16 protein-coding genes are annotated in these 19,452 nt (G+C 68.9%); 6 read left to right on the plus strand and 10 right to left on the minus strand.

Annotated elements, in window-relative coordinates:
* Positions 1-122 precede the first annotated feature (122 nt).
* Both ppk2 and ggt read right to left on the minus strand, forming a co-directional pair.
* The gene (gene ppk2 / locus HWX76_RS00415) at positions 123-1,073 is read right to left on the minus strand and encodes a polyphosphate kinase 2 (protein ID WP_050010849.1); all 951 of its coding nucleotides are present in this window, start codon (positions 1,071-1,073) and stop codon (positions 123-125) included.
* A 277-nt stretch (positions 1,074-1,350) separates the two neighbouring features.
* Positions 1,351-3,072: a gamma-glutamyltransferase gene (gene ggt, locus HWX76_RS00420; protein ID WP_050010847.1), complete on the minus strand. Its 1,722-nt coding sequence runs from the start codon at positions 3,070-3,072 to the stop codon at positions 1,351-1,353.
* 398 nt (positions 3,073-3,470) lie between these two features.
* Here ggt and HWX76_RS00425 point away from each other — a divergent pair, with 398 nt between their 5' ends.
* From HWX76_RS00425 to HWX76_RS00435, 3 genes are all read left to right on the plus strand, one after another.
* The gene (locus HWX76_RS00425) at positions 3,471-3,995 is read left to right on the plus strand and encodes a metal-dependent hydrolase (protein WP_089489288.1); all 525 of its coding nucleotides are present in this window, start codon (positions 3,471-3,473) and stop codon (positions 3,993-3,995) included.
* Between the two features lie 277 nt (positions 3,996-4,272).
* On the plus strand, positions 4,273-8,781 hold the full coding sequence (locus tag HWX76_RS00430) for a DEAD/DEAH box helicase (RefSeq protein ID WP_176015340.1): 4,509 nt from the start codon (positions 4,273-4,275) through the stop codon (positions 8,779-8,781).
* A gap of 139 nt (positions 8,782-8,920) precedes the next feature.
* The gene (locus HWX76_RS00435) at positions 8,921-10,195 is read left to right on the plus strand and encodes an amino acid permease (protein ID WP_176015341.1); all 1,275 of its coding nucleotides are present in this window, start codon (positions 8,921-8,923) and stop codon (positions 10,193-10,195) included.
* Between the two features lie 96 nt (positions 10,196-10,291).
* Here the strand turns inward: HWX76_RS00435 and HWX76_RS00440 are convergent, their stop codons facing one another.
* From HWX76_RS00440 to HWX76_RS00455, 4 genes are all read right to left on the minus strand, one after another.
* Positions 10,292-10,588, minus strand: coding sequence for an XRE family transcriptional regulator (locus HWX76_RS00440; protein WP_012338300.1), 297 nt, complete (start codon positions 10,586-10,588; stop codon positions 10,292-10,294).
* A 73-nt stretch (positions 10,589-10,661) separates the two neighbouring features.
* Positions 10,662-11,021 (minus strand): type II toxin-antitoxin system RelE/ParE family toxin, encoded by a 360-nt coding sequence (locus HWX76_RS00445; RefSeq protein WP_124554150.1) that lies wholly within the window; start codon positions 11,019-11,021, stop codon positions 10,662-10,664.
* A 128-nt stretch (positions 11,022-11,149) separates the two neighbouring features.
* The gene (gene pcaQ, locus HWX76_RS00450) at positions 11,150-12,136 is read right to left on the minus strand and encodes a pca operon transcription factor PcaQ (RefSeq protein ID WP_176015342.1); all 987 of its coding nucleotides are present in this window, start codon (positions 12,134-12,136) and stop codon (positions 11,150-11,152) included.
* A gap of 77 nt (positions 12,137-12,213) precedes the next feature.
* Entirely contained in the window at positions 12,214-12,951 is a 738-nt protein-coding gene (locus HWX76_RS00455) for a helix-turn-helix transcriptional regulator (protein WP_050010837.1), read from the minus strand.
* A 121-nt stretch (positions 12,952-13,072) separates the two neighbouring features.
* On the opposite strand from HWX76_RS00455, the gene HWX76_RS00460 reads away from it, so the two are divergent.
* The 3 genes from HWX76_RS00460 to pcaG all read left to right on the plus strand — a co-directional run bounded on the left by HWX76_RS00460 (position 13,073) and on the right by pcaG (position 15,219).
* The gene (locus HWX76_RS00460) at positions 13,073-13,639 is read left to right on the plus strand and encodes a YiiX/YebB-like N1pC/P60 family cysteine hydrolase (RefSeq protein WP_050010835.1); all 567 of its coding nucleotides are present in this window, start codon (positions 13,073-13,075) and stop codon (positions 13,637-13,639) included.
* A 275-nt stretch (positions 13,640-13,914) separates the two neighbouring features.
* Complete coding sequence (gene pcaH, locus HWX76_RS00465; protein ID WP_006489685.1) at positions 13,915-14,622, plus strand: protocatechuate 3,4-dioxygenase subunit beta; 708 nt, start codon at positions 13,915-13,917, stop codon at positions 14,620-14,622.
* A gap of 3 nt (positions 14,623-14,625) precedes the next feature.
* Entirely contained in the window at positions 14,626-15,219 is a 594-nt protein-coding gene (gene pcaG, locus HWX76_RS00470) for a protocatechuate 3,4-dioxygenase subunit alpha (RefSeq protein ID WP_050010832.1), read from the plus strand.
* A gap of 428 nt (positions 15,220-15,647) precedes the next feature.
* Here pcaG and HWX76_RS00475 read toward each other — a convergent pair whose 3' ends face one another.
* From HWX76_RS00475 to gsiD, 4 genes are all read right to left on the minus strand, one after another.
* Positions 15,648-16,427 carry a helix-turn-helix transcriptional regulator gene (locus tag HWX76_RS00475; RefSeq protein WP_050010830.1) on the minus strand — a complete coding sequence of 260 codons (780 nt, stop codon included), beginning with the start codon at positions 16,425-16,427 and terminating at the stop codon, positions 15,648-15,650.
* 222 nt (positions 16,428-16,649) lie between these two features.
* A complete protein-coding gene (locus HWX76_RS00480) occupies positions 16,650-17,477 on the minus strand; it encodes a M55 family metallopeptidase (protein ID WP_124594662.1) in 828 nt (275 codons plus the stop codon).
* Positions 17,474-18,556, minus strand: a complete 1,083-nt coding sequence (locus HWX76_RS00485) for a P1 family peptidase (protein ID WP_050010828.1) — start codon at positions 18,554-18,556, stop codon at positions 17,474-17,476. The genes HWX76_RS00480 and HWX76_RS00485 overlap by 4 nt, the downstream gene beginning before the upstream one ends.
* Entirely contained in the window at positions 18,556-19,449 is an 894-nt protein-coding gene (gene gsiD, locus HWX76_RS00490; protein WP_050010827.1) for a glutathione ABC transporter permease GsiD, read from the minus strand. The genes HWX76_RS00485 and gsiD overlap by 1 nt, the downstream gene beginning before the upstream one ends.
* Positions 19,450-19,452 lie beyond the last annotated feature (3 nt).

A 19,452-nucleotide genomic window follows, 5' to 3' on the forward strand; every position in this document is an offset into this window, starting at 1 on the left:
GCGGCGCGCGCGTACGCATGCACTGCATGCATTCGAACCGCCCACCCTCCGCCAGACCTCAAAAAAAACGCGCCGCATACCGCGGCGCGCTTCGTCGCATTGCGATCGACCGGGCGAATCGCTCAATAAACGTCCGGCACGATCATGTTGTCCGGCACCGGCCGGCGAATGTAATCCTCGTGATGCTCGCGCTGCGGCAGATCGATCGTCGGGCGCGGCACCTCGTGATACGGCACCTGGCCCAGCAGATGGTGAATGCAGTTCAGCCGTGCGCGCTTCTTGTCGACGGCCTGCACGACCCACCACGGCGCCTCGGGAATATGCGTGCGCTGCAGCATCTCTTCCTTCGCGGCCGTATAAGCCTCCCAGCGGCGGCGGCTTTCGAGGTCCATCGGGCTCAGCTTCCACTGCTTCAGCGGATCCGCGATCCGGCTCTGGAAGCGCAGCTCCTGCTCGTGGTCGGTGATCGAGAACCAGTACTTGACGATCTGGATCCCGCTGCGCACGAGCATCTTCTCGAACTCGGGCACCGACCGGAAAAATTCCTCGTACTCGTCGTCGGTACAGAAATTCATCACGCGCTCGACGCCCGCACGGTTGTACCAGCTGCGGTCGAACAGCACGATCTCGCCGCCGGCCGGCAGATGCGCGACATAGCGCTGGAAGTACCATTGCGTGCGCTCGCGGTTGTTCGGCGCCGGCAGCGCGGCAACCCGGCACACGCGCGGGTTCAGGCGCTGCGTGATGCGCTTGATCGCACCGCCCTTGCCGGCCGCGTCGCGCCCCTCGAAAATGACGACGAGCCGGTGTCCGGTATTCACGACCCAGTCCTGCAGCTTCACGAGCTCGCCCTGCAGCCGGAACAGCTCGCGGAAATATTCCTTGCGCGCCTCGCGACGCTCGGGCGAGAACAGCAGGTCCTCGCCATCGTCGAAGCGGCGGTCGTCGAGCTCCATCTCGAGCTCTTCGTCGTAGGCGTCGACGAGATCCTCCTCGAAACGGCGCTGGCGCGCTTCCATCGGGTCCGTATCGGTGCGGTTGTCGGTCTCGGTGCGGGTATCGTTGTCGCCCATGGGGCCTCCTTCCATCATTGACGCAGCCAAACTCGCCCATTATCCCAGCGTCGCGCGTCAAATTCATGAAAACGGGCGGCCAAGCCCGTCGGAAGCGAAATGAGCGGACCGGCATCGGGCACGGCTGCCTCGAGGATGCGTCCGAAGCCATTGCCGCGCGGATCGCGGGCTTCATCCGAACGACCGGCTGAAAAAATTCGGCAGCCGGGTCGAAACACCGGCTGCCGAACGGCGCGCGCGGCCGCTGTCGCCGCGCACGCATTGCTTCACGTCAACGTCAACGAATGACCCGCGTCACCCCCCGCCCGCGCGGATCGGCCATCGCTTCCGGCGTCTTCCCGTCGATCTTGATGACCTGGATGTCGCCGCTGAAATCCTGCCCCTTCAGCGTATAGCCGCGCGCCTCGATCTGCTTCGCGAGTTCGCCTTCGATCGGGTGGTACGGCTCCCAGAAGATCGTGTTCGGCGGCAGCAGCTGGTGATGGAAACGCATCGCACCGACCGCTTCCTTCAGCGGCATCTTGAAGTCGTAGATGTTGTTGATCACCTGGAAGATCGACGTGAAGATGCGCGAGCCGCCCGGCGTGCCGATCACCAGCGACACCTTGCCGTCCTTCGTCATGATCGTCGGCGACATCGACGACAGCGGGCGCTTCTTCGGTTCGATCGCGTTCGCGTCGCTGCCGACCACGCCGAACATGTTTGCGACGCCCGGCTTCGCGGAGAAGTCGTCCATCTCGTCGTTCAGCACGATGCCCGTGCCGTCGGCGATCACACCCGAGCCGAAATAGCCGTTGATCGTGTACGTGTTCGATACCGCGTTGCCCCACTTGTCGACCACCGAGAAGTGCGTCGTTTCAGCCTTCTCCGGCATCGTCGTGCCGAGGCCCGGCTGCACGCTCTTCGTGTCCGACGGCTCCTTCGGGTTGACCTCGGCCGCGCGCTTCGCGATGTACGCGTCGTCGGTCAGCTGCGCGATCGGCACCTTGTAGAAGTCGGGATCGCCGAGATACTGCGCGCGATCGGCGAACACGCGCTTTTCGATTTCCGCGACGAGGTGGATGTACTGCGGCGAGTTGAGCTTCACGCCCTCGAAGTCCTGCTTGAGGTCGGCCTTCATCTTCAGCAACTGCACGAGGCCGATGCCGCCGGAGCTCGGCGGCGGCGCGGTGATCACGTCATAGCCGTTCCACTTCGCCTGCACCGGCTGGCGCCACACCGCGCGGTACTGCGCGAGATCTTCGGTCGTGATCAGCCCGTTGCCGTCGCCGGTCTTCATCGACGCGGCGATCAGTTCGGCCGTCTTGCCCTTGTAGAAGCCCTCCGCGCCGCCGTTCGCGATGCGCGTCAGCACGTCGGCGAGATCGGGCTGCTTGAAGTTCGCGCCGGCCTTCAGTCCGGAAAAATACTTGTCGAAGTTGGTCTTGCCGCCAAACTCCTTCGATGCGTCGACGCCGCGCTGCGCGAGCTGTTCGTCGACGACGAAGCCGTCGCGCGCGTAGTGGATCGCCGGCGCGAGCACCTGCTTCCACTTCAACTTGCCGAAGCGCTTCTGCGCCTCCCACATGCCCGCGACCGTGCCCGGCACGCCGACCGCGCGCGGGCCGTACAGGCTCATGCCCTTGACGACGTTGCCGTCCTTGTCGAGGTACATGTCCTTCGTCGCGGCGAGCGGCGCGCGCTCGCGGTAATCGATGAAGTACGGCTTGCCGTCCTTGTAGATCGTCATGAAGCCGCCGCCGCCGATGTTGCCGGCTTCCGGGTACGTGACGGCCAGCGTGAACGCGATCGCGACGGCTGCGTCGATCGCGTTGCCGCCTTCCTTGAAGATCCGCTCCGCGGCATCCGCGCTGTACTTGTCGGCCACCGCCACCGCCGAGCTCGTCAGGACCGCGGGCTGCGGCCCCTTCGCGTAGGCGGGCGCGTTCGGCAGGAAGCCGATGCCGGCCACCGTCGCCAGCACGGCGGCGGATGATTTGAAGCGATTCAGCGTAGTCATTGCATGTCCCCCATGTGGATCTCCTTCAGGCACGACAAGCACCTGATCCGTGGATGGCCGCTGGCGCGCCGACGGCCATATGCCGGCTTCGTAGTATAGGGGCACAAAAAGGGTCGAACACGCGGCGCGCGACGAAAGCGTGCCGCGTGGGTGCGGCCGGTCACTTTGCGGCGCCGCGACGCACACGTGGAGCGTTCGGCACCGCCTGCGGCGCGCGCCGTCGCGCAATGCACAAAACCGAAAGTTGCGAATCGCGCGGCATGCCGTGCATTGCGCGTAAAAAAATCTGCAAACGCGCCGCGCGCGGCTCAGGCCGATCTGCGAAGATAGCGCCCCGCTTGCGCGCCGAATCATCGTTTCGTGCACGCGCCGCTTCACGTTTCCTCGTCTCGCTCGCTATGGCATCACACAATGCGCATCACGCGTCCGGCTTCGCGGCCGGCGTCGCAGCCGCCGTCCTCGTCGCGCAAACCGGTGCAACCGGCCCGTGGCATTCGGGCATGCTCGCCGCGTTCGCGGCGGGCGTCGCGGGCGGCACCGCGCCCGACTGGCTCGAAGTCGCCTGGTGGAGCCGCAAACGCCGCCTGTGGATCACGCATCGCACCCTCACGCACTGGGGTATCGGCTGGGTCGCGCTGCTCGCGCTCGGCTGGCACGGGCTCACCCATCATCCGCATCCGCTGTGGGCCGCGCCGCTGTTCGGCTTCGCCTGCGGCGGCGTGATGCACCTGCTCGCCGACTGGCCCAATCCGCTCGGCGTACCGTGGATCTGGCGGCGCCATTCGCTGAACCTGTGGAACAGCGGGCATTGCGACCTGATCGTCGTGGCCGCCGCGTGGGGCGGCACGCTGTGGCTCGCGCAGTCGCTGTGGTCGCGTGCGCCGTTGGTCGAACACTGGCTCGGCTGGCTGCATCGCGTCTAGGAGCGGTTCGCGCTCATCACGCACGTTCCGCTTTTCGGAAAAATTCAGGCTTGGGGCTCGGCCCAGTTGCAATTCGACACAATTCAGCGCGCGCTCGGCGTGCCGGCGGGCACGCAACTTTCCGTCCATTGAAAGCACGGCGCCGGCCCCCATCTGCATGGGAATCGTCGGCACGCATGCCCGGCACGCGCGCGCGGCGTCTGGCACACTGACGATTCGATTCGCGTGCGATCCGTCCGCACGCTCGCCCCCGCTCGCACCCTATTTCAACGCTCCGATGGACGTCACAGCTACCCGCCCTGCCGCCCGCGCGCTCGACGTGTTCCACCCGGCCATCGCCGCGTGGTTCCGGCGCACGTTCGCCGCGCCGACCGGCGCGCAGGCGCTCGCGTGGCCGCACATCAAGGCCGGCCGCTCGACGCTCGTCGCCGCGCCGACCGGCTCCGGCAAGACGCTCACCGCGTTCCTGTGCGCGCTCGACGATCTGGTGCGCGATGCGCTCGCGCACGACGGCACGCTGCCCGACGCGACGCTGGTCGTCTACGTATCGCCGCTGAAGGCGCTGTCGAACGACATCCACGTGAACCTCGACGCGCCGCTCGCCGGCATCGCGGAATCGCTCGCGCAACTCGGCCTGCCGGTGCCCGCGATCCGCACCGCGGTGCGCACCGGCGACACGACGCAGGCCGAACGCGCCGCGCTGCGCAAGCGCGCGCCGCACATCCTCGTCACCACACCCGAATCGCTGTACGTGCTGCTGTCGTCCACGTCGGGGCGGCAAATGCTGTCGAACGTGCGCTCGGTCATCGTCGACGAAATCCATGCGCTTGCGTCATCCAAGCGCGGCAGCCATCTCGCGCTGTCGCTCGAACGCCTCGACGCGCTGGTCGGCCGCGCGCTGCCGCGCATCGGGCTGTCGGCCACGCAAAAGCCGATCGACGCGGTCGCGCGCTTCCTGGTCGGCGGGCCGGCCGACGCGCCGCGCGACTGCGCGATCGTCGACACGGGCCACACGCGCGAGCGCGATCTCGCGCTCGAACTGCCGAACGTGCCGCTCGAACCGGTGATGGCGACCGACGTGTGGGAACAGGTGTACGACCGCATCGCGGGGCTCGCGGCCGCGCACCGCACGACGCTGGTGTTCGTCAACACGCGCCGCACCGCCGAGCGCATGGCGCGCCATCTCGCCGACCGGCTCGGCAAGGACGCGATCGCCGCGCATCATGGCAGTCTCGCGAAGGAGCACCGCTTCGACGCCGAGCAGCGCCTGAAGCGCGGCGAACTGAAACTGCTCGTCGCGACCGCGTCGCTCGAACTGGGCATCGACATCGGCGACGTCGATCTCGTCTGCCAGGTCGGCTCGCCGCGCGGCATCGCGCCGTTCCTGCAACGCGTCGGCCGCTCGGGGCACCACGTCGGCGGCGTGCCGAAGGGGCGGCTCTTTCCGCTGTCGCGCGACGAGCTGGTCGAATGCGCGGCGCTGCTCGACTGCGTGCAGCGCGGCGAACTCGACGCGCTGCGGATTCCCGAAGCGCCGCTCGACGTGCTCGCGCAGCAAATCGTCGCCGAAGTCGCGTGCACGGAATGGCAGGAAGACGCGCTGTATGCGAGCTTCACGCGCGCCGCGCCGTACGCGCGGCTGACGCGCGAGCGCTTCGACGAAGTGATGAAGATGCTCGCCGAAGGGTTCACGAGCCGGCGCGGCGTGCGCGGCGCATACCTGCATCGCGACGTGGTGGGCGGCACCGTGCGCGGCCGCCGCAACGCGATGATGACCGCGACCACGTCCGGCGGCACGATCCCCGACATGGCCGACTACGCGGTGCTGCTCGAACCGCAGGGCATCCAGGTCGGCACCGTCAACGAGGATTTCGCGATCGAGAGCCTCGCCGGCGACGTGTTCCAGCTCGGCAACCAGTCGTACCGGATCATTCGCGTGGAAACGGGCCGCGTGCGCGTCGAGGATGCGCAGGGTCAATCGCCGAGCATTCCGTTCTGGCTCGGCGAGGGGCTCGGGCGCAGCGACGAGCTGTCGGCGGCGGTCGGCCGGCTGCGCGCGCGGCTCGACGGACTGTTCGCCGATGGCGACCGGCAGGCGCGGACCGACGCGGCGAAGCACGCGAACGTCACCGAGGCAGGCAAGACGACTACCCGCGGCAAACGCCGAAAAGCGGCCGCCGAGACTGACGCGCAGCCCGCCTCGCCCGACAACGCGCCCGGCGGCACCGCGCTCGCCCCCACCGAAAGCCGCCTCGCGCCCGCGTTGCGCTGGCTCGTCGACGATCTGCACCTGTCGCCCGACGCCGCGCGCCAGATCGCCGACTACCTCGCGCGCACCCGCGCCGCGCTCGGCGCGTTGCCGACGCAGGACACGCTCGTGATGGAGCGTTTCTTCGACGAATCGGGCGGCACGCAGCTCGTGATCCATTCGCCGTTCGGCAGCCGGATCAACCGCGCCTGGGGGCTCGCGCTGCGCAAGCGCTTCTGCCGCAACTTCAACTTCGAACTGCAGGCCGCCGCGACCGACGACGCGATCATCCTGTCGCTGTCGCTCGCGCACAGCTTCGCGCTCGACGAAGTGTGGCGCTACCTGCGTTCGGCCAGCGCCGAGCACGTGCTGACCCAGGCGCTGCTCGACGCGCCGATGTTCGGCGTGCGCTGGCGCTGGAACGCGACCACCGCGCTCGCGCTGCCGCGTTTCACCGGCGGCCGGCGCACCGCGCCGCAACTGCAGCGGATGAAGAGCGACGATCTGCTCGCGACGGTGTTCCCTGATCAGGTCGCGTGCCTCGAGAACATCGTCGGCGAACGCGAGATTCCGCATCATCCGCTCGTCGACCAGACGCTCGACGACTGCCTGCACGACGCGATGGACACCGACGGCTGGCTCGCGCTGCTGCGCCGGATCGAAAGCGGCGCGATCGAGCTCGTCGCGCGCGACTTGCCCGCGCCGTCGCCGCTCGCGGCCGAGATCCTGAACGCGAAGCCCTACGCATTCCTCGACGATGCGCCGCTCGAGGAACGCCGCACGCAGGCCGTGCAGTCGCGCCGCTGGAGCGATCCCGAATCGGCCGACGATCTCGGTGCGCTCGACGCCGACGCAATCGACGCGGTGCGCGACGAAGCGTGGCCGCTCGTGCGCGACGCCGACGAAATGCACGATGCGCTGCTCACGCTCGCGTGCGTCGCCGACAGCGAGGCACACGCGCACGCAGGCTGGCCCGAGCGGCTCGCGGAACTCGCGGAACGCCGCCGCGCGACGAAACTCGCCACGCCGGGCGGCACCGCGCTGTGGGTGCCGGTCGAGCGGCTCGTCTGCCTGCGCGCGCTGCATGCGGACGCCCGTGCGACACCAGCGCTCAAGGTGCCGGCCGCATGCGTGCAGCCGTGGGAAGCCGATGCGGCGCTCGTCGACGTGATCCGCGCGCGGCTCACCGGCTTCGGGCCGTTGACGCTCGATGCGATCGCCGCGCCGCTCGGGCTGCCGCCCGCGTCGGTGGCGACGGCGCTCGCGGCGCTGGAGCGCGAAGGCTACGTGATGCGCGGCCGCTTCACGCCGGGCGCGACGATCGACGAATGGTGCGAACGCCACCTGCTCGCGCGCATTCATCGCTATACGGTGAAGCGGCTGCGTCGCGAGATCGAGCCGGTCGAACGCGCCGATTTCATGCGCTTCCTGTTCCACTGGCAGCACCTGACGCCCGACACGCGCGGCACCGGCCGCGACGCGCTGGCAGCCGTGGTCGAACAGCTCGAAGGCTACGAGGCCGCGGCAAGCGCGTGGGAAGACGCGCTGCTGCCCGCGCGGCTCACCGACTACACGGCGGGCGGCCTCGACGAGTTGTGCCGCTCGGGCAAGCTCGTGTGGACCCGCATCGGCGCGCCGGCGCGCGCGGCCGGCACGCCCGTGAAGACGACGCCGATCGTGCTGCTGCCACGCCGTCATCTTTCCGCGTGGCAGGCGCTGCGGGACCCCGATGCGCAACCGGCGCTGTCCGCGCGCGCCACGCAAGTGCGCGACGCACTCGCCGCGCACGGCGCGATGTTCTTCGATGCGCTGCTTGACGACCTGCACATGCTGCCCGTCGAACTCGAACAGGCGCTCGGCGAACTCGTGTCGGCCGGCCTCGTGAATGCGGACAGCTACGCGGGCCTGCGCGCGCTGCTGAAGCCGGCCGTCAAGCGCAGCGCGACGTATGCGCCACGCACGCGCCGCGGCGGCGCGCTGATCGGCGGGATGGACGACGCCGGCCGCTGGGCGCTCGTACAGCGTCAGGCACCGCCGGATGACGACACGCCTGCACCGAAACGCAACCTCGCCACGACCGATCCCGACGCGCTCGAACATATCGTGTGGACGCTGCTGCGCCGCTACGGCGTCGTGTTCTGGCGGCTGCTCGAACGCGAAGCCGACTGGCTGCCCAGCTGGCGCGAACTCGTGCGCGTGCTGCAGCGCCTCGAAGCACGCGGCGAGATTCGCGGCGGTCGCTTCGTCGCCGGGCTCGCGGGCGAGCAGTTCGCGCTGCCCGAGGCCATCCCGATCCTGCGCGAACTCCGACGGCAACCGGGCGACGGACAATACCTATGCGTGACGGGCGCCGATCCGCTGAATCTCGCCGGCACGCTGTTGCCCGGCGACAAGGTGCCGGCGCTGGCCGGCAATCGCGTGCTGTTCCGCGATGGCGTGCCCGTCGCCTCGCTGGTATCGGGTACGTTCCATTACGCGCCCGACCTGTCGCCTGCCGCGCGCGAGGACGCGCGCCTGCGGCTCGCGCGTTCCTGCTGACATCGGCTGACACGGTCGCGGCACGAGACTACTCGTCGCCGGGCCGCGCGAGCGCCATCGTTCGGGTAGCATCGGTGATCGACCGCGCGGGCTTTCGCGCGTCGTCCACACAAAACAAGACTCCCGGAGACTGCCGCTCATGCCTTCGCATGCCGATTCGCCCGCTGCTCATCACGCGGGTTCGCTGACCATTTTCCAGGGCGCCGCGCTCTATATCGGCGCGGTGCTCGGCACCGGCGTGATCGCGCTGCCCGCGCTCGCCGCCGAAGTCGCGGGGCCGGCCTCGCTGCTCGCATGGGCGGCGCTCGTCGTGCTGTCCGGGCCGCTCGCGGCCACCTTCGCCGCACTCGGCGCCCGCTATCCCGATGCGGGCGGTGTGTCGACCTACGCGCGGCGTGCATTCGGCCCGAAGGCTGCCGCCATCGTCGGCTGGTGCTTCTATTTCGCGGTGCCTGCCGGCGCGCCGGCGGCCGCGATGTTCGGCGGTGCATACGTCGCGGCCGTCACGGGCGGCGGACACACGACGGTCATCGTCACCGCCGCCGCGCTGATCGCGACCGTGTCGGCCGCAAATGCATTCGGCGTCACCGTGTCGGGCCGCATGCAACTGGTGTTGTCGGCGCTGCTCGTCGCGCTGCTGCTCGCCGCGGTGCTTGCGTCCGCGCCGCATGCGCGCGCCGTGAACCTGCATCCGTTCGCCCCGCATGGCTGGCTCGCGGTCGGCCAGGCCGCCGCGCTGCTCGTGTGGAGCTTCGCCGGCTGGGAAGCGATCACCCATCTCGCCGCCGAATTCCGCCGGCCCGCGCACGACATGCCGCGTTCGGCCGGCATCGCGGTCGTGGTCGTCGGGTTCCTGTATCTGTCGGTCGCCGCCGCGAGCGTGACGGTGCTCGGGCCTTCCGCAGGCGCATCGGGCGCGCCGCTCGCCGAACTGATCGCGGGCGGCATCGGCGGCCATGCGCAAGTGCTGGCGGCGGCCGCCGCGCTGCTGCTCACGCTCGGCACGATGAACGCGTATTTCGCGGGCGCGGCCAAGCTCGGCGCGGCGCTCGGACGCGACGGCGCGTTGCCTGCGTGGCTCGCGCAAGGCAGCCAGGTGGGCGGCGTGCCGCGCCGCAGCCTCGGCGTGATCGCCGTGCTCGCGGCCGTCGCACTGGCCGCCACGGCGCTGTCGGACGTCGGGCCGAAGCCGCTCGTGCTTGTGACGTCCGGATGTTTCGTGATGGTGTATGGGCTCGGCGCGGCGGCCGCGCTGAAACTGTTGCCGCGTGGCGGCATCGCGTATCGCTGCGCGTGGATTTCGCTGATTGCGGTGGCCGGACTGTTCATGACGACCGGCTGGTATTTCCTGTTCCCGCTACTGCTCGCGGGCGGCGCACTGCTTTATCTGCAGGTCGCCGGCCCGCGCAAATGACCCGGCATGCGCCCGCGGGCCGACGCCGGCCCGCTCGCCCCGCCCGGCGCGCGAACCATCACGTCGAGCCGCCCGTGCGCCGTTCGTTCGCGCCGGTCAGGCCGGCACCAGCTCGAAGCTGAGCCGTTTGCCGAGCGCGGCGGCCGCGCTCGCGAGCGTCGCCAGCGTGAGGCTCGTGTCGGTTTCGTCGAGCAGACGATTGAGTGCGGCGCGGCTGGTTTTCATCCGCGCGGCCATCGCGGTTTTCGTGATGTGCTGCGCCTTCATTTCCTGCCCGATCTGCCACGCGATCACGCGCTTGATCGCGGTGGCGGTGGCCGCTTCGAGATTGCCGTCCGCTTCGAGAAAGGCATCGAAATCGCTGCCGATATGCGGATTGTTCGTGGTCGTCATGTCGTACTCCAGTGCATGGCGTTGCCGGCTGCCCGACCGTCGGAGACGGTGTATTCCGGCGCAACCGGGGAATTCAGATGGCGTGCGTCAGCGCTTTCAGGCGCGCGACGGTGACGTCGAGATCGTTCGACGGCGTGGCGCGCGACTGCTTGAAGAAGCCGTGCAGCAGCACCATCGTGTCGCCGACGACCGTGAACAGCACGCGTGCGCTGCGCCCCGGCACCGCCACGCGGATCTCCCAAAGATCCTTCGCCATCTTGCGGACCAGCGGCATGCCGAGCGGCCAGCCGAGTTGAACGGTCTTGATCTCTTCGCCGATCGCCCTTCGATCCACTTGCCCGAGCGCGTTGAGCCATTCGCGCACCGGCTCGTTGCCGCGGGCCGAGCGAAAGAACCGCACGCCGAGCGTGGCCTGAATCTGCTGTCTCGTCATCGTCTTGCCGTCAATCGTATCAAAAACGGTACGATATGCCAAGCACCCCTATGACGGCTACTGGCCGAATGGCGGATCCCTGCAGCAAGAAAGGAGATCGGGCCCGGCGCGTCGCCCGGCCCGATGAATCAACGCTTGCCGCGACCGGGCTTGCGCGCCGCACGCGGCGCCCGGTGCGGGTGCGCATCGCCGAACCGCGATCGCGCGATGTCGCGCACCGCGTCGATCAGCGTCCGCGCGACCGGCGACGGTTGCGCATCGGTACGCAGCACGAGCCCGACCGGCTCGTCCGTGCCCGCCGACGGCAGCGGCAGGCGCGCCAGCGCGCCGGCCGACAGATCGTATTCGGCCGCATAGAGCGGCACGAACCAGACCGCGTCATTCTCGAGCGCCAAGGCGCGCGCGACCGATACCGACAGCACCTCGATGAACGAATCCAGCGGCGGCGCGCCGCATGCGCCGAGCAGTTGCTCGGCCGACTGGCGGATCAGCGTGCCGAACGGCGGCAGCACGACCGGATAGCGCGCCAGCTCGGCGGCCGGCGCCGCGCTCGCGAGCAGCGGGTGCCCGGCGCGCACGACCGCGACGAGCGGCTCGTTGTACAACTGCTCGAACGCGAGCCCGATCATCCGCTCGGGCTCCGACAGCCGACCGATCGCGCACTCGATCGCGCCGGATTTCAGACGCTCGAGCAACTCGGCGTTCGCGGCCGTCGCGATCCGTACGACGATGCGCGGCCAGCGTGCGGTCAGTGCCTTCATCAAGGCCGGCGCGAGCGAGGCCGCGACGGTCGGCAGCATGCCGATTTCCAGCGTCGCGGCGGCGGCCCCGCCCTCGCGCGCCAGCAGCCCGACGCCCTGCCGCAACGCCAGCACGCACGCATTCGCGTGCGGCATGAACAGCTGCGCTTCGCGGGTCGGCCGCGCGCCGTGCCGGCCGCGCTCGAACAGCTTCACGCCGAGGATCGCCTCCAGCTCGGCGATCGTCTTCGACACGGCCGGTTGCGTGATCGACAGGCTTTCGGCCGCCTTCTGCACGCCGCCCAGCTGCGCGACCGCGAGAAAACACTGCAGGTGCCGGAATTTGACGCGACCGTCGGCGATACGGTTATTCATAACGAGTCGTTATGCAAATGATGATGAATCGCCATTTTGCATAACTTTCCGGAAAGGCCCAAGCATTCGGCGCGGCATCACGCATGGCGCCGCAGCGCGTGGAATCCCGTCGGCTCCCAGATCCGTTTCGCGATCAGCAGGGCCGTACCGTGCTTCTGCCCCAGCGGCGCGGACGACGACTCCGCATGCAGCGCCGCCGCCTTGCTGGCGAGCCGCCGCAGTTCCTGTTCGAGCTCCGCGGCGGCCGCATCGGTCAGCATCCCCTGCAGGAACGTCATCGTCTCGCCCGGGCCGTCGAAGCGGCTGCCGAGAAAGTCGTCGAGCACGTGCGCATGGAAGTAGCGGCGAATCGGCCCGCCCGGCAGCCAGTCGAAATCGCGCGCGACGCGCACGCGAATCCGGTCGCCGGGCAGCAGCGCGATCACGTTCATCCGGTCGAGCATCAGCAGATATTTCACGCACTCGGCCTGCGTGAGCCGATAGGCCGACACGATGTCCTGCACGGTCCAGTAGTTGATCGCGCAGACGGCGACCAGCAGCAGTTTCTCGTCCGACACCAGCAACGCCTCCTGCTGCTCGGTCAGCACGCGCAAGCGCGGCGCGGACGCCGACGCTTCCTGCACGAGCTCGGCGAGCGTATAGCCGAGCAGCTGGGCGATCTCCGCGACACGCTCCAGCGTGAAGCGGCCGCTCGCGAACAGCCGCTTCACGCTCGTCTCGGACACGTCCAGCGCACGCGCGACGTCCCGGTAAGTCATTCCCTGCGCCTTCAGCTGGCGCTTCAGCGTTTCGATGAGTTGGGCGGTCTCGGTCATGGCGGTATCGAAAAATGATGCTCGAGGTCGGATATTAGGCTACTTGCGCATCCACATCAGCACTTTTGGTTACTTTGTCTGCATAATCCGCTCCGTCCTGTCACGCAACGACGGAGCCGAAATGACGACCCGAATCGACACTGCCCTCTGCGAACCGCACCACGCCGCCCCGCGCGATGCACGCGACACCGATCGCACGATGCCGCTCGCGACCGTGCGCACGCTGGCCGCCGGCGCACATGTCGGCGATCTGGTGTTCATCCGCGTACCGGCCGGTGCATCGGATGCCGCGGCTGGCGCGGTCGACACCTGGGCCAATCGCTTCGGCATCGTCGTCGATACGTCGGGCGACGAACCGCTGATCGCCGAGTCCACCGCGTTTGCGTGGACGAAGCTCACGCCGCTGTCGCGCTTCGTCGCCCGTACCGACGGCGGACGCATCGCACTGGCGCGCCGCGTCGCGGCAGCGTCGGCCGACGCGCAGCGTCACGTCCATGCGCTGGCCGAACAGCGAATCGATGCGCTGCTCGGCAGTCGCTTGAACCTGCGGGCGCGGCGCAGCTTCTGCGCGCAGTACGTGACCGACGTGCTCGGCGCCGGCCACGCGTCGACACCGTCGGCCCTGCTGCGCAGCGGCACGCTGGTGCTCGAATTCGACGGGATCGTCTTCGATCCCCGCCATCCATGACGACGGGCACGCTCGGGGAGACCGGATAACAACGAGAACGAAAGACAAAAAACAGCGACGGGCTGGCTGGAGGGCCGTGCACGGGGTCGTCACCGACGACGCGAAGCCCGATCGCTTTTTCCGCCGGACAGGTTGCCTGTCCGGCGGAATTTTCATTGTCAGGACGAACATAACGAACGGTTATGCGATTCGCGAAAAAAGGTCATTTTGCATAACTTTCCGGATTGGCTAAAGTCGTGCCATCCACTTCGCGAAAAACTGACAGGAGACGCCCGATGGATTCCCCCACGATCCTCACGCCGCGCGACTGGCCGTCGCATCCGGCCTATGTTCACCCCGAGTACCGTTCGTCCGTCAAGCGCGGCCCGACCCGCCCGCTGATCCCGCTGAAGGAGAAGCTGCGCGACCAGTACGCGCCCGTCTACGGCGCGGAAGATCTCGGCGCGCTCGACCATGACCTGACGAAGAACGCCGTGAAGAACGGCGAGCCGCTCGGCGAGCGGATGGTCGTCACCGGCCGCGTGCTCGACGAAGGCGGCAAGCCCGTGCGCAACACGCTCGTCGAGGTGTGGCAGGCCAACGCGGCCGGCCGCTACGTGCACAAGGTCGACCAGCACGACGCACCGCTCGACCCGAACTTCCTCGGTGCCGGCCGCTGCCTGACCGACGACGAAGGCCGCTACCGCTTCCTGACGATCAAGCCCGGCGCGTATCCGTGGGGCAACCATCCGAACGCGTGGCGCCCGAATCACATCCACTTCTCGCTGTTCGGCGATTACTTCGGCTCGCGTCTCGTCACGCAGATGTACTTCCCCGGCGATCCGCTGCTCGCGTACGACCCGATCTTCCAGGGCACGCCCGAGGCCGCGCGCGATCGCCTGATCTCGCGCTTCTCGATGGACATCACCGAAGAAGGCTATGCGCTCGGCTACGAATTCGACATCGTGCTGCGCGGCCGCGACGCCACCCCGATGGAGCGCTGAACCATGACGACGCTGAAGCAAACCCCTTCGCAGACGGTCGGCCCGTACTTCGCGTACGGCCTGTGCCCGCAGCAATACGACTACGACCTGAAAAGCCTGTTCACGCCGACGATTGCCGCCGCGCACGCCGAAGGCGAGCATGTGCTGCTGGTCGGGCAGGTGTTCGACGGCGACGGTAACGTCGTCGGCGACGCGGTGCTGGAATTCACGCAGGTGGACGGCGCGGGCCGCTATCCAGCGTCGCGCGACGACATCGCGAAATCCGGCTTCACGGGTTTCGCGCGCGTCGGCACGGGCACCGATCCGCAGCAGCGCTTCGTCGTCGAGACGGTGAAGCCGGGCCGCGTCGCCGCCGACGACGCGCCGCACATCAACGTGACCGTGATGATGCGCGGGATCCTCACCCATGCGTTCACGCGTGTGTACTTCGACGACGAGGCCGCCGCGAACGCGACCGACCCCGTGCTGAACGCGGTGCCCGCCGAGCGCCGCGCGACGCTCGTCGCAAAACGCGACGCGCAGCCGGGCCGGCCGGTCGTCTATCGCTTCGACATCCGCATGCAGGGGCCGGACGAAACCGTGTTCTTCGACGTTTGACGCGTGCGCCGGCGCGCGTTGGCTTCGCCTGCAACCGCACCGCCGCGTGGCGCGATACCGATGGGCATCGCGCCACGCGGCGTTTGGGGGACTCCGTCGCCCGCATTCGATGGTGCGGCGCATCGTGACCGGCGGAGCCGCGGATGCCCGTCCTCATCGGCTTTCCGCTCCGATATCGCATGCGCAATCGGAACGCATGCTGCGACAGCACATGAATCATGGGATCGACACGATATCGTTTGCGCGTTATGCAGCGTATGCTTCGTTATCCGCAACGAGCCGGCAGGATTGAATCGGACGAAGCAACAATGATATGGACGATGCGCGACGCTGCCCGACAGGCCGGTCGCGCATTTTTTCACACGGAGTGCCTTTGAACGCGTCTGGCCGAAGTTGGCGGACGCGTATTTTTTGGCGGCAGGCACCGCCTAGCGGCGACTCTCCAGATACCGGCTCGGCGTGTCGCCCAGAATGCGGCGAAACGCCGACGTGAACGCACTCGCGCTCGCATAGCCGAGATCGAGCGCGACGCGCGTCACCGGCTGCCCGTCGGTCAGGCGGGCAATCGCCGCGAGCATGCACACCTGCTGGCGCCACGCGGCAAAACTCACGCCCGTCTGCGCGCGGAACTGCCGCGTGAACGTGCGCCGGCTCACGCCCGCGTCGGCCGCGACCCGGTCGAGATCGGCCGCGATCGACGGCGCCGCGAACAGGTGCCGGCACACCTTCGCCAGCCGCGCGTCGGCCGGCAGCGGCGCATGCAGCGACAGGCGCGGCATCGTCGCGATTTCGGCGACCAGCAGATCCATCAGCTTGCCCGCGCGGCCGTCGACGTCGTACATCGCCGGCAGGTCGACCGCATCGTCGAGCAGTTGCCGCAGCAGCGGCGACACGCCATACACGCCGCACTGCGCGGGCAGCCCGGCCGCCTGCGCGGCGTCCGCGGCCACGAACGCGTTGAGCATCGTGACCGGCCCGGTCATCGTCATTTCGTGCCGCACGCCGGCCGGCACCCAGCACGCGCGCTGCGGCGGCACCAGCCAGCGGCCGTGCGGCGTCGACACGCTGATCGTGCCGCGCGACGCGAACGCGAATTGTCCGCGCACGTGCGCGTGATCCGGAAACGTCGTGCCCCCCGCATAGTCGTTGGCGGTCACGACCACGCTCCGGGGAATGTGTTCGTAGGGATCTAGCTGCGTATTTCTCACGGCCCGAATTCCATCATCAATGACCCGATATCGAAGGCGGTCGCCTTCGAACGATCCACGACTCGCTCCACCGTTGCGCGACCTCGCGGCCAACACCCATCCGATGAACGAGACGCCGTTCTCGCCGGTTGCGGCAATGGAAGCATTCCTGCTCGCCGCGACGGTTGGCACCGTCGCGACCGGCTGACCGGCCGCGCACCGGCGGCGGCGTCGCGGCACGCATCACCGGAGCATGAACGACATTGCCGACAGGCTGTTCAGCGTGCGCACCACGTGCTCGACCGACGGCCCGTCGAAGCGCAGCGTCACCGCATCGACGCGCTCGAGCGACGGCAGCACGCAGAACAGGTCGGCGAGCGCGACCGTCTGCACGCGCAGCGTGCAAGCGGCCGGCGCGGGCCGATGCGCGCCTGCGCGCACGCCGGACGACAGCGCATGCGCGACCGTTTCCCGCGCGGCGGTCGCGATCCGCGCGCACGACGCCGACGGCGTCAGCGTCTCGCCGCTCGATGCGCCGCCGGCCGTCTTGACCGTCTCGAAACGCGCGTCCGGAAACAGCGGCTGCGTTTCCTCGGCGAATACGTCGTCGCCGGTCGCGAGCGCGACATGCGCGCCGTATTCGCGCGCCAGCGCGCCGTACAGCCCGGCTTCGCCGAGCTCGACGCCGTTCAGCCACACCTGCGTGAACGCAAAGCTGTTGATCGTGTGCGCGAGCACGCCGCGCGTCTGCGATTTCGCGTGATAGCCGATCATGAACACGAGATCGGGCTGCTGTTCGACGCCCGTCATCATCCCGAGCGTACGCGGCTTGCCGAGCACGACGCGCGCCCGCGCATCGAGCCCGTCGGGGAGCAGGTTGCGGAAGCCGCCATGCGAATCGTTGACCCAGACGGCCTGCGCGCCGCCCGCGAACGCGCCTTCGATCGCCGCGTTCGCCTCGGCGGTCATCCAGCGGCGCGCGCGCTCGTATTCCGGATTGCCGGCGCGCGTCTGCTCGGTCGCGAATACGCCGGCGACGCCCTCGATGTCGGTCGAGATCAGGATCTTCATGACAGGGTCGAACGTCCTTCGTTGTATTCGTTGAACCACCGGTCGAGATCGGGCACCGCGTCGCGCAGCGATGGCCGCACGTGGCCGTCGCGCCCGGCGACCGTTACCGCTTGCAGCAACGCGTCGGCGATCGCGTGCTCGACGCTTTCGGCCGCGGCCATGAACAGCGGATCGAGCGCCGCATCGGCCACGAGGGCCGGCAGCGCGATCGTCGATGCGTCAGGCGCGATCGTGTAGGCGGTCGAGAACGCGAGCGCGATGTCGCCGCTGCCATGCCCGTACACGGAACCGGTGCGGGCCAGCCCCGCCGCCGCGCGGCGCGCGAGCCGCGACAACTGCCGCGCGTCGAGCGGCGCGTCGGTCGCCAGCAACAGGATGATCGAGCCCTGCTCGGGCGGCGCCGCGTGCGCGGCGTCGGCCGCGCGCCGTTGCGCGACGACGCGGCCGAGCGGTACGCCGCCGAGCGTCAGCATCGGCAGCCGGCCGAAATTCGCGAGCACGAGCGCGCCGACCGTATAGGGGCGGCCGGCCGCGACGGCGACGCGCGACGCGGAACCGATCCCGCCTTTCAGGTCGAAGCACGACATCCCGCGCCCGGCGCCCACCGCGCCGCGTGCGACGTCGCGCGACGCCGCGCGGCACGCGTCGTCGTAATGCGCGGCGGTGACCGCGAACGCCTGGATGTCGTTCAGGTAACCGTCGTTGCACTCGAACACGAGCGGATTGACGGTCGGCCAGTCGCGGCCGATCCGCGGATTCGCGGCGATCGCCGCGCGGATCTGCGCCTCTGCGACCGCGCCGACGCCGAACGTATTGGTCAGCGCGATCGGCGTATCGAGCGTGCCGAGTTCGTCGACCTGCACGAGCCCGACGCTCTTGCCGAAACCGTTGATCACGGCCGCCCCCGCCGGCACCTTGCTGCGGTACACGTCGCCCGGATGCGGCTTCACGACGGTCACGCCCGTCTGCACGCTGCCGGTGTCGAGCGTGCAATGACCGACCATCACGCCCGGCACGTCGGCGATCGTGCCGCGCGGCCCGGCCGGCAGCGTCGCGGCCCACATCGGCGCAGCCTGCATCAACGGCGCTCCAGCTTCGGGTCGAGCGCGTCGCGCAGCCCGTCGCCGAGCAGGTTGAACGCGAGCACGGTCAGGAAGATCGCGAGGCTCGGGAACACCGCGATGTGCGGCGCCGTCACCATGTCCGCGCGCGCCTCGTTGAGCATCGCGCCCCACTCCGGCGTCGGCGGCTGCGCGCCGAGCCCGAGGAACGACAGGCTCGCGGCGGTGATGATCGACGTGCCGATCCGCATCGTGAAGTAGACGACGACCGACGACACGGTGCCCGGCAGGATGTGCCGCATGATGATCGTCCAGTCGGACGCGCCGATGCTGCGCGCGGCCTCGACGTAGGTCATGTGCTTGAGCATCAGCGTGTTGCCGCGCACGAGCCGCGCGAACGCCGGAATGCTGAAGATCGCGACCGCGCAGATCACGTTGACCATCCCGTTGCCGAGGATCGCGACCACGCCGATCGCGAGCAGGATGCCCGGGAACGCGAACAGCACGTCGGCGACGCGCATCGTGATGCGGTCCCACCAGCCTTCGTAATAGCCGGCGAGCAGCCCGAAGAACGTGCCGATCACCGCGCCGAGCGCCACCGAGAAGAAGCCGGCCGCGAGTGAGATGCGCGTGCCCGCGACGATCCGGCTGAAGATGTCGCGGCCGAGCGAATCGACGCCGAACCAGTGCACGGCCGACGGCCCCGCGTTCAGCGCGTCGTAGTCGAAATAGTTTTCCGGATCGAACGGCACGATGTGCGGGCCGACGAACGCGAGCACGACGAGCGCCAGCACGAAGCCGCCCGCAATGAGCGCAATGGTCTGCTTGCGGAACTTGCGCCAGAATTCGCGCCACGGCGTGCGGATCGCGGTCGTTGCGGCCGGCGCCGCGGGCTGGACAGTCGCGTTCATGCG

The sequence above is a fragment of the Burkholderia sp. BCC0398 genome (genome assembly GCF_902833245.1).
In the GTDB taxonomy this organism is placed as follows: domain Bacteria; phylum Pseudomonadota; class Gammaproteobacteria; order Burkholderiales; family Burkholderiaceae; genus Burkholderia; species Burkholderia sola.

Excerpts from the sequence above, each read along its gene's own strand:
- HWX76_RS00460 (WP_050010835.1), top strand. The coding sequence starts at position 13,073 with ATGACGACCCGAATCGACACTGCCCTCTGCGAACCGCACCACGCCGCC.
- gsiD (WP_050010827.1), bottom strand. The coding sequence starts at position 19,449 with ATGAACGCGACTGTCCAGCCCGCGGCGCCGGCCGCAACGACCGCGATC.
- HWX76_RS00455 (WP_050010837.1), bottom strand. The coding sequence starts at position 12,951 with ATGACCGAGACCGCCCAACTCATCGAAACGCTGAAGCGCCAGCTGAAG.
- ppk2 (WP_050010849.1), bottom strand. The coding sequence starts at position 1,073 with ATGGGCGACAACGATACCCGCACCGAGACCGACAACCGCACCGATACG.
- pcaG (WP_050010832.1), top strand. The coding sequence starts at position 14,626 with ATGACGACGCTGAAGCAAACCCCTTCGCAGACGGTCGGCCCGTACTTC.
- pcaQ (WP_176015342.1), bottom strand. The coding sequence starts at position 12,136 with ATGAATAACCGTATCGCCGACGGTCGCGTCAAATTCCGGCACCTGCAG.
- HWX76_RS00445 (WP_124554150.1), bottom strand. The coding sequence starts at position 11,021 with ATGACGAGACAGCAGATTCAGGCCACGCTCGGCGTGCGGTTCTTTCGC.
- HWX76_RS00440 (WP_012338300.1), bottom strand. The coding sequence starts at position 10,588 with ATGACGACCACGAACAATCCGCATATCGGCAGCGATTTCGATGCCTTT.
- HWX76_RS00485 (WP_050010828.1), bottom strand. The coding sequence starts at position 18,556 with ATGCAGGCTGCGCCGATGTGGGCCGCGACGCTGCCGGCCGGGCCGCGC.
- ggt (WP_050010847.1), bottom strand. The coding sequence starts at position 3,072 with ATGACTACGCTGAATCGCTTCAAATCATCCGCCGCCGTGCTGGCGACG.
- HWX76_RS00425 (WP_089489288.1), top strand. The coding sequence starts at position 3,471 with ATGGCATCACACAATGCGCATCACGCGTCCGGCTTCGCGGCCGGCGTC.
- HWX76_RS00435 (WP_176015341.1), top strand. The coding sequence starts at position 8,921 with ATGCCTTCGCATGCCGATTCGCCCGCTGCTCATCACGCGGGTTCGCTG.
- HWX76_RS00480 (WP_124594662.1), bottom strand. The coding sequence starts at position 17,477 with ATGAAGATCCTGATCTCGACCGACATCGAGGGCGTCGCCGGCGTATTC.
- HWX76_RS00430 (WP_176015340.1), top strand. The coding sequence starts at position 4,273 with ATGGACGTCACAGCTACCCGCCCTGCCGCCCGCGCGCTCGACGTGTTC.
- pcaH (WP_006489685.1), top strand. The coding sequence starts at position 13,915 with ATGGATTCCCCCACGATCCTCACGCCGCGCGACTGGCCGTCGCATCCG.